The sequence below is a fragment of the Paraglaciecola polaris LMG 21857 genome (assembly GCF_000315055.1).
In the GTDB taxonomy this organism is placed as follows: Bacteria; Pseudomonadota; Gammaproteobacteria; order Enterobacterales; family Alteromonadaceae; genus Paraglaciecola; species Paraglaciecola polaris.
This window is the reverse complement of the sequence record NZ_BAER01000112.1, coordinates 1-12,593: the sequence shown is the minus strand read 5'-3', so window position 1 is coordinate 12,593 and position 12,593 is coordinate 1. Positions and strand designations below refer to the sequence as shown.

General features: G+C 42.2%; 12 protein-coding genes and 1 pseudogene. All 13 read left to right on the top strand.

Annotated elements, in window-relative coordinates; genetic code table 11:
- Nucleotides 1–42 precede the first annotated feature (42 nt).
- Nucleotides 43–1,122, top strand: coding sequence for a metalloprotease (locus tag GPLA_RS17380; RefSeq protein ID WP_007106276.1), 1,080 nt, complete (start codon nucleotides 43–45; stop codon nucleotides 1,120–1,122).
- Between the two features lie 701 nt (nucleotides 1,123–1,823).
- Nucleotides 1,824–2,270 carry a hypothetical protein gene (locus GPLA_RS17375; protein ID WP_007106275.1) on the top strand — a complete coding sequence of 149 codons (447 nt, stop codon included), beginning with the start codon at nucleotides 1,824–1,826 and terminating at the stop codon, nucleotides 2,268–2,270.
- 1 nt (nucleotide 2,271) lies between these two features.
- Nucleotides 2,272–2,601: pseudogene (locus tag GPLA_RS17370) on the top strand (transposase); the annotation flags it as partial.
- A gap of 361 nt (nucleotides 2,602–2,962) precedes the next feature.
- Nucleotides 2,963–3,343 (top strand): hypothetical protein, encoded by a 381-nt coding sequence (locus tag GPLA_RS17365; protein WP_007106273.1) that lies wholly within the window; start codon nucleotides 2,963–2,965, stop codon nucleotides 3,341–3,343.
- 114 nt (nucleotides 3,344–3,457) lie between these two features.
- Nucleotides 3,458–4,624, top strand: a complete 1,167-nt coding sequence (locus tag GPLA_RS17360) for a porin (protein ID WP_226993144.1) — start codon at nucleotides 3,458–3,460, stop codon at nucleotides 4,622–4,624.
- Nucleotides 4,625–4,635: 11 nt separating this feature from the next.
- Nucleotides 4,636–5,175, top strand: coding sequence for a c-type cytochrome (locus tag GPLA_RS17355; RefSeq protein WP_007106271.1), 540 nt, complete (start codon nucleotides 4,636–4,638; stop codon nucleotides 5,173–5,175).
- Nucleotides 5,176–5,957: 782 nt separating this feature from the next.
- The gene (locus tag GPLA_RS17350) at nucleotides 5,958–6,401 is read left to right on the top strand and encodes a hypothetical protein (protein ID WP_007106268.1); all 444 of its coding nucleotides are present in this window, start codon (nucleotides 5,958–5,960) and stop codon (nucleotides 6,399–6,401) included.
- Between the two features lie 127 nt (nucleotides 6,402–6,528).
- Entirely contained in the window at nucleotides 6,529–6,882 is a 354-nt protein-coding gene (locus GPLA_RS17345) for a hypothetical protein (protein ID WP_007106267.1), read from the top strand.
- A gap of 352 nt (nucleotides 6,883–7,234) precedes the next feature.
- The gene (locus tag GPLA_RS17340; protein WP_007106265.1) at nucleotides 7,235–7,762 is read left to right on the top strand and encodes a hypothetical protein; all 528 of its coding nucleotides are present in this window, start codon (nucleotides 7,235–7,237) and stop codon (nucleotides 7,760–7,762) included.
- A gap of 24 nt (nucleotides 7,763–7,786) precedes the next feature.
- Entirely contained in the window at nucleotides 7,787–9,742 is a 1,956-nt protein-coding gene (locus GPLA_RS17335) for a 2Fe-2S iron-sulfur cluster-binding protein (protein ID WP_226993143.1), read from the top strand.
- Nucleotides 9,743–9,746: 4 nt separating this feature from the next.
- Nucleotides 9,747–10,499 carry a hypothetical protein gene (locus GPLA_RS17330; RefSeq protein ID WP_007106263.1) on the top strand — a complete coding sequence of 251 codons (753 nt, stop codon included), beginning with the start codon at nucleotides 9,747–9,749 and terminating at the stop codon, nucleotides 10,497–10,499.
- On the top strand, nucleotides 10,496–11,290 hold the full coding sequence (locus GPLA_RS17325; RefSeq protein ID WP_040515251.1) for a cytochrome c3 family protein: 795 nt from the start codon (nucleotides 10,496–10,498) through the stop codon (nucleotides 11,288–11,290). Before GPLA_RS17330 ends, GPLA_RS17325 begins: the two co-directional genes overlap by 4 nt.
- A 91-nt stretch (nucleotides 11,291–11,381) precedes the next feature.
- On the top strand, nucleotides 11,382–12,533 hold the full coding sequence (locus GPLA_RS17320) for a cation:proton antiporter (protein ID WP_007106261.1): 1,152 nt from the start codon (nucleotides 11,382–11,384) through the stop codon (nucleotides 12,531–12,533).
- The last annotated feature ends 60 nt before the right edge of the window (nucleotides 12,534–12,593 follow it).

Below are 12,593 nucleotides of genomic sequence, written 5' to 3'. Positions count from 1 at the left end.
ATGGCAATAATCGGGTTAGATTTTATATGTTGAGTTTTTATAGTGCATTTATTAGAAGTAGAGTGTTTGGGTAAAACACTTAAATTAGAAGGTTCAATGGCTGGGTGGCAACAGCTTTTTTGGGGAGATGACTGCGTTTCGCAAATTAGTGCTAGCGCTGACAATGATAACTTTTCACATCAATTTTCCCTGCAAAGTGAGCAAGGCAAAATTCAAGTAGAGCTCAGTGGTGCTCTGCAATGGCAACCTTTTGATCTGCAGTATCAGCTTTTAGTTAATGAGCAGTTATTGCATGAAAATACGCTCACTGAAAAAGACATTGAGCAAAGGCAAGTTATCCAAGGTGAAAAACAACCAATGAAATTTAGTTTCATTGGTTTGGCGGGTTTAGGTCTAAAACTGTTAAAAAGTGCCAAGGTTATTAAAGTGTTGTTTGCTGCGGGCAGTTTAGCCGCCTATAGCTGGTTGTTTTCTATTGAGTTTGCCATTGCCCTGATACTGTGTCTGGTATTCCATGAATACGGTCATATTAAGGCGATGAAGTACTTTGGTTTGAAAACCAAAGGTATTTACCTTATCCCTTTTGTGGGAGGTTTAGCGCTTAGCGATGATAAAATTAATACCCGCTGGCAAGATATTGTTATTTCAATTATGGGGCCATTTTTTGGCTTAATATTGTCTATTGCGTGTTTAGTGGGGTATTGGCTTACCGATATAGAAATACTTGCAGGTTTAGCGGTATTTAATGCGTTGCTCAATTTATTTAATATGTTACCTGTATTGCCATTAGATGGTGGGCATGTGCTTAAAAGTATCGCTTTTTCAATTAACTCCCGAGTAGGGATAATCGCCTGCGCACTGGGAGCCATTTTAGGTGTTTACGTCAGTTATTACTTCGGTTTGGCTTTGTTAGGTTTTTTACTTGCTATAGGCAGTGTAGAAATATTCTTTGAATATAAACGCCGACATTTAAGTGAGTTACTGCCTCTTAACCGTTATGCCCAAATCGTTTCCATTTTGTGGTATGTCACCACTTTGGGTGGCCTAAGTGCCATTATTTGGCTTGTGGGTCAAACAGATAACGGGGCGTTGTCATTACCCCTTAAAATATTGAGTAGTTAACGTGATGCTATCTCGGATCTGTGTGCTCAGGTTCGTTGAAATCAGTATCTGTAGGGGCAGAACACGTGGTTCATAACTGGTGTTATCTGGAGAGTAGTGATGTCTGTTTATGGCCGAAGCCAGGCTTAATTTGAAAGGCAAATTTTGCTATTTGCAGCCTTTGCTATCCTACTTGACAGAACGTTCCCAAATAGCAGAAACCAGGCCCTCAATTAAGCTTTTGGGATTTCCGTTTCGAACGAGAAACGACCATTGGATATTTCTACTCTGCAAGATAAGATAGTTCGCAAGTTAAACGACCTTGTATGGTCGCATTAATAACCTGTTGTTTTAGAATTGGAAAGCGTTAAGCCTAGATATTATGGCTTACGTAAGATTTTTGCTGTGTATTGACACAGTTAATTCAAAGTGGTTTTAAGCGCAATAAAATCGAACAAAGAAACTTGACGGAACTATACTGTTTTTCAATCCCTAAAGCTAAGTTAAGTGGCTGTTGAAATCGGCGTTAATTTCCAATCAGACCACTAGCTAAGCTTTAGGAACTGGATCTCTCCTCAAGTGCTATTGTCTCGATATTTTCCAATCTGAGCAGCCAAAAGTGACTAACATCTGGCTGCAAAACAACAAGTAAAATCAATGGATTATTTAAACTCGCTACGTGAACTGCTATAAATAACCATTGTTTAAGGCGTTAGGTTTTTATGAGAATACCCACCGAATCGTATGAAAAAATCTATCAGAGTTATACCGATGCGTTGGCGTGGATGAGCAAAACTGGGGTGAAATTTAGTTCAGGAAGAACTAATCATTACGAGAAAGTGCTCGAGCACTGGAAAGATGAATACAAAACAGCGTCTGAAGATCAAGGTAAGGCTACCTTTCCAGACTTTGTTAGTTCGGTATTTGAAGTGCATGATTTCATTGATATCCACAAAGCATTTCGTGATATTCCATCTTCCGAACTATCTCAACTCGTCGAAAATCTACAAAAAGGTATTAAGGGCCCTATAAATGCGTCCGATGAAACACCAAAATCAACGACTGCTAGAAATTTCTTGTTCGAGGCGACTGTAGCCGCTAGATCTCATCGTCCCCAAGTAGGTGTCGAAGCAATATTAAATGCAACTTCAGATACTGGAATACGTTAAATTCAATTCTAAACAGCTTGTCACTTTGTACGCCAGACGGATGCAAATAGAGGAAACCTTCCGCGATATTAAAAGTCCACAATATGGAATGGGACTACGCCACAGCAATAGTCGCTGCATTAAAAGATTCGATATATTACTACTGATTGCGATGCTTGCTGAATGGTTGTTAAGACTGCTCGGCCTCATCGCTCAGCAGCAACATTGGGAGCGCGCATTTCAAGCCAATACGACTCGCCATCGGCGCGTGTTATCAATCATAAGATTAGGCAGAGAGGTCAGAAAAAGGGCCTCGGATTACAAGATAAGTGAAGCTCAAATAAGGTGGGCTGCCTTTCACCTTAAGAGCATCAATATATTACCTGGGTTCACAAAGAAGGGAGGCCTATTCTATGAGGGGATCCCCCAGCACCTCGAGTTACCTTCAGAACCAGATAGGTATGCTAACTAAACCCTACGTACCATTTTTCACACATATATTTCCAACCCCAATCTTTAAGTACTAGACAATTATGAAATTAAAAATGAAAGCGTTCAGGATGCCAACGACAGATTGAATCTAGAGATGGCAAGATTGAAACGATCTCTATGAATCACACACCTAAGTCCACAAAAGTTGATCTAGAACAATGTTCTTTTTGCACAAGATGCCAATATTGCCCCAATCCTTAGTTTATGAATGAATATTATTGATGAAAAAACGCGCACTCTTACAGCTGTTTTTGATGGTATTGCTGCTGCAAACAGCAGCGATACCGTCTCTTGCTGCTCATGAGTGCCAATCAATGGATATGACCTCATCTTCTTCGCTTGCGTTGGATAAGCAAATTAATTCTGCTCATGCCGGCCATATGGCCACGCCGAGCCAGGCTTCGCCTGACAATGTCAGTCAACCTTGTGAATGTGCGGATTGTGGTTGTCCTGAGGGCCAGTGCCATGCAAACAGTTTTGTTACTTACCCAAATAAAGCTCAATCCTCAGGTCTTGTACCTCCGCCTTACTTTAATCAGCATATTTACGTTGTGCTGCCACGCATTCTCACACCCGATTTACGTCCTCCGATCATCTTGTAATGCAGGATTGATCCGCCTGTTGGTTATATAACCAACAAACCACCCATTAAAATAAAACTGGTTTATTTAACGGCCTGGCGTTTTGCCATCGGGCGTTCCGGTAAGGAACATACTGTGCACACAAATATAGTAAAAAATCACTCAATTAAATTAATCTCATGCATGTCCGCTTACCTTATTTCTGCCGCCAGTCTGGCACAACCATACGATGCAGGGGAGCAAGGACGTTTTGTTATCGCCGGATATGGTGATGTGAAATATGAAGAAAGTGATTTGTTAGATAGCAGTGCCTTTAGTGCGCGTTTTGTGCCTATATTTCTGTTCAGCCTGAATGACAAAATGCATGTGGAAGCGGAAACGGAAATCTCTCTCAATGAAGCGGGCGAAACCGAAGTTGAACTTGAATATGCCGACATTCATTATTTTCTAACGGATACTACCACGGTTACCGTCGGTAAATTTTTATTACCCTTTGGGCAGTTCAGTGCCAATTTTCACCCTAGCTGGATCAACCGTACCCCCTGGACACCGGGAATATACGGTTCTCACGGCAGCGCCCAGGCCATGACGCCTTTGTTGCCGATCCTTAGTGATGTAGGTATCGCTGTTCAGCAAACCTTCTTTTTTACATCCCAACAGAAAATATTCCTGGATCTTTACGTTACCAACGGTGCCCGCGCAGAGGCACATAATGATGGTGATGAGATAATCGAAGATCACGCTGAGGATGAAGAGGTGGTCGATGAGCACACTGAAGCGTTTCCAGAGGTGGAATTTGCAGCAACCAGTGGCGATAACAATAAAAATAAAGCCTTCGGTGGGCGCATCGCCTACGCTTTTTTACCTGCGATTGAAATCGGGGCTTCTTATTACACTGCCAAGTACGATGAAGAAGAACGTCTGAGTATCACCGCCCAGGGAATGGATATCAATGTCATTGGCAGTCGCTACCTAATACGTGGCGAGTATATTTTAACCGAAACTGATGGCTTGGAAGAGGCAGATGAACACGCTGAAGAGACTATTAATGCCTTTAAGCGTAATGGTTGGTATTTGCAAGGCGTATTACAAGCAGGCCAAATCTGGCCGCAATTAGGGGGGACGGAACTGGTAGTGGAATATGCCAAAACCAATAAGTTTGCCAAGGCAAAACGTTGGGTCGCAGGTCTCAACTATTGGTTGGATCCCCGCTCAGTGATCAAATTTAGCTACGAAGAAACTGATATTGAGGAAGGTGATGGTGACCAACGCCTGGCGGTTCAATACAGCTACGGATTCTAAGGGAAATTAAAATGAAAAAATTACATCTTTTAAGCGTACTACTTTTAACACTCGGTGGTGGGTTAATAACGCTATTTACTCAAGCGATTGCTGCCGAGGTGGGCAGCGGTGCCGAGATCATCAACAACAATTGTGCCCGTTGCCATAATTCAAGGCCAGTCCAGGAATTTTCAACTCAGGAATGGTCAGTGATTTTGCCGCATATGCGCGAAAAAGCTCACCTAACCGGTCAAGAAACTGAAACGGTTATGGATTTTTTTAAAACCCTATCCGGAGGCCCCGTTAAGAATGTAGCAGATGTGGCAACCATGCCGGTCATGGACGGTGGTGCATTGATGAAAAAATTCGGCTGTCAGGGCTGCCACAGTTTTAATGGCAAAGGGGGAGCGCTTGGCCCCGCGCTGGATAACGTAGTTGCTCAAAGGGGGGGCGAGTTTGTTATGAAAAAACTGACTGATCCTCAATTTAATAACCCGTCATCAGCAATGCCAAAAATGCCATTAACTTCGGCACAGATTAACGTATTAGTTGGTTTTCTAGGAAAGAAATAGTTGAACAAAAGGAGGCTTATAAACAAGACAATGCAGTATCGCACTAGCAAAAAATGGGCTGTAGGGAGTAAGCCTCAAATTGTTGATGATATTGGCAATAATCACAATAGCAAGTGGATGTGCGAGCAGCCCTATTTATCACAAATATGTGAAGAGTGGTCAGGTCGTTAAAGTGGGTGGTAACGACGTGATGGAGTGTAGCTGATACCAGAGAGTTAAATACAACACATCAGTTTGAAGTACGTCGCTCGGTGTTTATCTATGGCTCAACTGAGACTGGGGAGTCAGTTTATCGACTGGATACAATGGGCCCGCTGAGCATAAACGAAATCAAGGAGCAACACTATGCCCTGACAACGGTTAGCAACGGTGAAATTAAAAAACATGACATGCTGGAGCTCAGTGAAAATTGACAAGCATGAGTGTCTTTTCTTTTTCAGGTGATGTGTAAACGAAAAATTAACAGCACTAAATTTAGTTCGCATTAACAAGGCTCAACTCGACATAAATGGTGCTTCAATCAAACTAACGGAGAGTGTAATGAAAATTATTAAACAAAATCATTTTAATCACAGTCTTGTTGTCGGTACCGGTTGTGGCAATACATGCGGAAAACTGATGGGCCATACTGCTGAGAAAAGTAAAAAAAGATATGTATAAAAAATTAGGTTTATTTTGGCATTTTTGACTTGTGTTTAATGCGCAGGTTTAGAGTTTGGTATAGCTCAAAAATTATAATGTAGTCACCGCGCAATCAGGCGCATAAAAAGTAGGAATATATTATGAAAACAATAGCAACACTGGCGATCACTTCATTGTTAGTCATCTCACCTGTAACAACCGTTAACGCGCAGCAATATAGTGACAAAAATCCCATGTCTATGGGCATGATGGATGAAGCAAAAATGGAAAAAATGCAGCGTCATATGTCTAAAATGAACACTTTACTAGAAGAAGTTAAGAACGAAACTGACCCCGAAAAACGTCAAGAGTTGCTGCACAAGCATGGCAGAAGCATGGAAGATATGATGACGATAATGCATGGCGACAATAAAGGCATGGGGCATTCCATGGGTAAACACAGTATGGACAAAATGAAAAAGTCTGAAGCTATGCTCTCTACATCTAATATGGAAAAACGCTTAATGATGATGGAGCAAATGATGGAGCAAGTAATGGGGCATACGGTAGAGGAAAGTAAAATGGTTCATGAGCACAAAAAATAAGTTATCCATTTTGAGGATAAAGGCACTTAAAATCCGTGCTCATGTGAGTCTATGACAGGAGTACGCAAGCGTCTTATCCTCTCAAGGTGAATCAGTAAATTGAGTTAATATAACTAAGGAGCAAAATATGAAATATGCATTTAGGCCGTTAATAATTATTGCATTATCCCTTATTTTTTTAAGTGGATGTGCAAGTCAGGTTTATCACGACTACATCATGAGCGGACAAATCGTTGCTATTGATGATCAGGAAGTACTGGTATGTGTCTCAGATACAGACAGCTTAAAAGAACACTCTGTATTTAACGTATATCGGACGGCTTATGACGCTAGCGTGACCGCTGAAGGCGAATCAGGTTATACCAGAGAGTTTGTTGGTAAAATACGTCTGGGTGAAAAGAAAGACAAGCACTTTGCTAACGCTGTTGTGGTGACGGGTGATGTCATTCAATACGACATGGTTGAGTTTGCAGACGATTAGATAATGTTGCTTGCATTATAGTGATTATGGAGTTTTTTAGTTCATGAAAAAAAGTAAGGCTTAAGTTACGTTTAATGTACTTAAAAACGCTTTGTTTGTCGCTGACGTCAGCATTAGCTTCGTGTGTATCATTGGCAGAAGAGCGTAAGCAAAGTAGGGATAGGATGGTTAATGATTCTGTTGAAATCATCCATACCCCAATTAAACCAGCACATGTTGATGGTTTAAGCCAAATTCAAAATGCCGTTGAGAAGGGGAATAATAACCTGAAAAAAAAGAATCTAACCTGTCAGATACTCAGGTTACTACAGTAGAGAAAAACAATATTCCTATTGAACAAAGTGCTGTAAGCATGGCGCCAACACAAATAAGTATGAAAGGTAAAATGAACGCGATGAAGCCCCAGAATTCATGTATGTATAAGCTGATGAAGAACTTGCCTATGATCGGCGTTCATCCCAAGATTCACATTGTCAAAGACGACGTCAACCTAAAAACGACACTGCGGGGATATAAAAACGCTCCTCACCTATACCACTTCGGGGAAGTTGATTTATTTTTGAACTCCACGGAACAGCACCATTTAACTGGTAAATCAGTCAATTTTATTGAGGAGGGGAAGTGTCAATGGAAGAAGTTTCAAAGTCAAAACGTAATTAAACGCGAACAACTTGGAACACATTTAGGTGAATTAACGTCCTCAGGAGAGCCTGATTTAAAAGAAATAAAGGCGACCCCATCAGAAGTAGAGTCGCCCAATACATCCATCCGGCTTTATTTTATCAAACTCGTTGGTAACGTTGTAGAAGTGCTAATGTCGAAACAAATCGAACGTTTACGAGAAACCCAAGTTGAACCTTACCTCAATGAAGATATGTAAATGTTTGTAATGAATTTGATACTCATGGAAAAAAAAATAGACTTAGCTAGTGGTAAGCTGAAACGGATATTCAGTTTTGTTGCTTTTTTACTTGTGTGGCCGTGTGCCGCACAACAGTCTCAGCAGGAACATGAAGGTCATCACCCTGATATATATGCTGAACAATCTTTAGCCCCCCAAACTCCCGAAGAACCGTTCACTGGACTAGAAACATCACCAGCTCAAGGTAAAGATATTAAAAAAGGAATGAGGCAAGAACAAGGAATGGGTCCTGGAATGGCTAAAGGAATGGACAAAATGATGGAAAAGATGGGGGCTCCCAAACCTAAAGATCTCTATCCATCCCTTATGCGGCTATCTCAACTACCAGTAGAGAAAAAGCAAGAAGTGTTAGACAAAGCGGTGGCGAGAATGCTGGCCGGCAACCAACTTATGATAAACGGATTTACAGCACTATCCTTAGCTGACGGGCGTCAAAATTTTTCTGAAATGCAGTCGGCGGTTACGCTTATCGACCAAGGCTTAAGCCAATACGATAGCGGTCTGGCGGCCAAGCGTGTTATTGCAGAAGGTCAAGAGCCGAGAAGAGTTGCGCTTACTTGGTTTAAGAGTCAGATGAACTTGTTACCAACAAGTGAGGGAACAGATCGCGCTTTAATTTTTGGTATGTCTCCTATTCACACAGGCGTAATGCTCATTCTGCTCTTTTTTGCTAGTGTCATGTTTTGGATGTATGGATTTAAGATGCGAAGAGCTGGGGCCTTGCTTAAGGAGCTCGAAAGTGAATCACCACCGAGTCAGTTACAAAACGATTCAAGATCGGCAACCCCTGAGAAGAGTTCACGGCAAGAAATTGATAGTTCAACGACAAGCCAGCTCAAACCAGAATCATCTAGCCCTAATGCAATACAAGCTACTGTGAGTAAAAAAATTGTTTTCAGTGGTAATTTTCAGGTAATAGGGATCTTTAGTGAAACTCACGATGTGAAAACATTTCGTTTGGCCGCTACAGATGGCAGTAGCTTGCCTTTCGATTATGAGCCAGGCCAGTTTGTCACGTTTAGTTTAACGATACCCGGGCAGGCTAAAGTGACGAAACGCTCATACACTATCGCATCGTCTCCCACAGAAAGAGATTATTTTGAAGTGACGATTAAGCGCGAAGAACAGGGACTTGTGTCGCGGTTTATGCATGATCACGTGTCAATCGGAGATGAACTTGCAATCAAAGCACCGAATGGGAAATTCTATTTTAATGGTAGCGGTGAAGATAGCGTTGTATTGATATCTGGTGGGGTTGGTATTACGCCGATGATGAGTGCAGTACGATATTTAACGGCTCGTTGTTGGGAAGGGAATATCTACTTCCTATTCTGTGCTCGTTCTTCGAATGATTTTATATTTGAGCGAGAGCTTCAGTATCTTCAAGCGCGGCACAAAAATCTGCATGTTTTGGTGAGTATGACGCGGGCGGAGGGGACCTCATGGATGGGACCGCAAGGTCGATTAACATCGCAGCTCATCAATGACTTTGTGCCAGACTTGCCAGCGAAAACAGCCCACATATGCGGGCCGACTGCCATGATGGAGGCAACGACACAAACGCTAGTCCAGCTTGGAATGGCTGCTGACAGGGTTAAGAGCGAAGCGTTTGGCTCCGCCCCTCCCAAAAGGAAGCCAAGTGATATTCCTGAAGGTAATAAATCAAGCTCTAAATCTGGTTTCGAAATCAGTTTTGCAAAGTCACAGAAAAAAGCCATTGCTCAACAAGACGAGACGGTCTTGGATGTTGCTGAATCATTAGATGTGGAAATAGACAGTTCATGTCGCTCGGGAACTTGTGGAAGCTGCAAAGTGAAGCTTCTCAAAGGAACCGTCGATATGGACGTTGACGATGGGCTAGAAGAACAAGATAGACAACAGGGTTATATTCTGGCATGCCAGTCTATCCCAAAAACTTCGGTGGACGTCGAGGCATGATTTTATGAATAATCAAGAACGTCATATCGTAACGATGCTTGTTTTTTTGATGCTGCTTTTATGGGGAGGGTTTGTTTGGCACCGTGATCCTAATTTTCCCGGTAGCTTCAACGGCAGCATGATAGGTATTGTGGCAGCCTTCTTCATGTTCTGGCCGCTATTTTATCTCATTATAAAGCGCATCAAGCCACTAAGAAAATGGGTGACAAAGCGTGTTTCCATGCCATCTTTGCTTCTGTTACACATATATGCGGGTGTACTAGGGCCAATTCTAGGAATTCTGCATAGTGCCCATAAATTTGACAGTTTTGTCGGGATAGCGCTGGTCCTTCTGATGCTCACCGTTGTCATAAGCGGCTTTATAGGTAGATATATACTCAGTCTCATTTCGTCTCGGCTAAGAGATAAGACGGTCCTCAAAGAAGAATTAAATTCTAGGTTGGACATCGCCAAGCAGGAACTGCGCAACCGAGTTTGCTCGACACGTATACGCAGTTTGTCAAGCAATCATCGAACGTTAATGCCCGCGATTACCGCAATTTTTGGGGAACGTTCTTCACCTAGAAACTATGAGCGTGATGTTTTTCGTCTAATAGACAGTTTGTCGGACGTGGATTACAGCATAAAGATCCACGACACCGCGAAGCTTTGGTTTAAACGGTGGTTGAAGTTTCATATCGCTATTTCACTTATCTTGTATGTGCTGCTGGTTTTCCATATCAGCACAGAAATTTATTTTGGGTTGAGATGGTTATGAAAAAGTTCTTTTGGTTAGCCATGGCTCTCATCGCAATTGTTGCGCTGATTAGCCACTTTGTTCACTCCCCAGATTCAATTCCTGATGTAAATTGGGAAAGCGCGGTAAGTCCGGGGGATTTAAGTGCAGCCCATGCGTTTATGGAAACAGATTGTTTAGGCTGCCATACACCGGCTACTGGTGTAACAAGAGATAACTGTGTTGTCTGCCATGCTAACGACACGCATATTCTTCAGCGTCAGCCCACGGCATTTCACGCGGATGTGGCTGAGTGTGCATCCTGTCATAAGGAGCATAAAGGTAAGTTGGCCTCAATTTCTCAAATGGATCACGAAGCACTGGTGAACGTAGGTTTAAACATGTTGCCAGATCCCAATGTTCCGTTTGATGAGGGTACTGCGACATTAGCCTTTTTAGAAAGTCTATTAGCTAATAGTCGGAAACCGGATCCCATATTTGTTCACCCAGATGTAATGCCAAAGGAAGCCTTGCTCAGCTGCCCTGCGTGCCATAGTAACGACGATCGTCATTTTGGTCTATTCGGCAAAGATTGTGTGCAATGTCACAGCACAAGGCAATGGACATTGCCTGAGTTTATTCATCCATCAAATCAGTCTTTAGACTGTAATCAATGTCACGAAGCGCCGCCTAGCCATTACATGCAGCATTTTAAAATGATATCAGCGCAAGTAGCGGGTGAGCTCAACGCGAAAGTAGAAGAGTGTTACGCATGCCATCAAAGCACTTCATGGAATGATATTAAGCGTGCCGGTTGGTATAAACACCATTGACATAGGAAAATTTGAAAATCTTGGTAAATAGCGTCGGTATTAGTCGTTGTAATGTCACTATGTAGGTGTTTCAAAATAGAAGGTGGTTCAGATGTTTACTCTATTGACCTGGTTAATAGCTGGTTTGTTACTGGCATTTGTGAACCCGATTTTCACACGTTCCAATCTACCACAAGCTGCCGTTGTGATCATTATTGGCCTGTTGCTTGGTCCATTTTATCTTGACTGGATTAGTTACGGCGAAGTTGAGCGGTTCGTCACAGAGTGGATAGTGGTATTTATTTTATTTGCGGCAGGTTTTGAAATTCGCTGGGCTTCTTTTATGGCTGCTATTAAGCCGGGAGTGATGGTGGGTTTGGCTGGTATTGTATTGAGTATGTTACTGGGTTTTATGGCCAGTTTTTTTATCAATAATAGGCTGGATGAAGCGCTGTATGTTGGTGTGGCTTTGTCAGCAACCAGTATTGGTTTGAGTGTTCCCATTTTGCACAAAGTTGGGCTGCTTAGTAGTAAAATAGGACAAATATTACTCGCAGCAGCCATTGTAGACGATGTTTTAGTACTTTATATATTGGCTGCGGTGCATGTTGGCTTGACCATTAGTAACGGACTGAGTCAAATTGTATTTTCTCTGCTTTTTAGCTTGTTGGTGCTTTTATTATTGTGCTTTGCCCTAGCATTGATGGGATGGCTGTTGAGAAAGACAAGTATAATTAAAAAGACGTTTTTCCGTCGCATCAGCTTTACGGTGTTGGCTATCATTGCCGCATGGGTAACACTGCTCAATGGACTCTCTCCTGTTGTTGGCGGTTTCGTTGCGGGAGCAATTTTTGCTTACTTTAAACATGACGATATGTTGCGGGATGTGGGTTTCTTCAACCAAGTTGCTAACTATATCATTCCGCTATTTTTTTTGAGCGTGGGGATGCAAATCACCGTCCTCAACATTAACAGCATGGAAATCATAGGGTTTATTATGCTCATAATACTGGCTGCCATTGCCGGTAAATTATTTAGCCCTTGGGTCATAGCATCCCGGTTAAAGAATAGTGAACGGTGGTTATTGGGCATGGCGTTGGTACCGCGAGCAGAGGTAGCATTAATAGTAGCGAGCATAGGTTTTCAACAACAGCATTTATCCCATCATACGATGATCGCATTAGTAGTAATGACTTTGGTTACCGCTTTACTGTCTGCTTATTTGGTACCTGTCTTGGCCAAAAGGGTGTCGAATTCAGAGTAATACCAAACGGATTAAATATGTGATCTAATGCGCCCTCTTTTTATTTTTCAACGGAGGTCA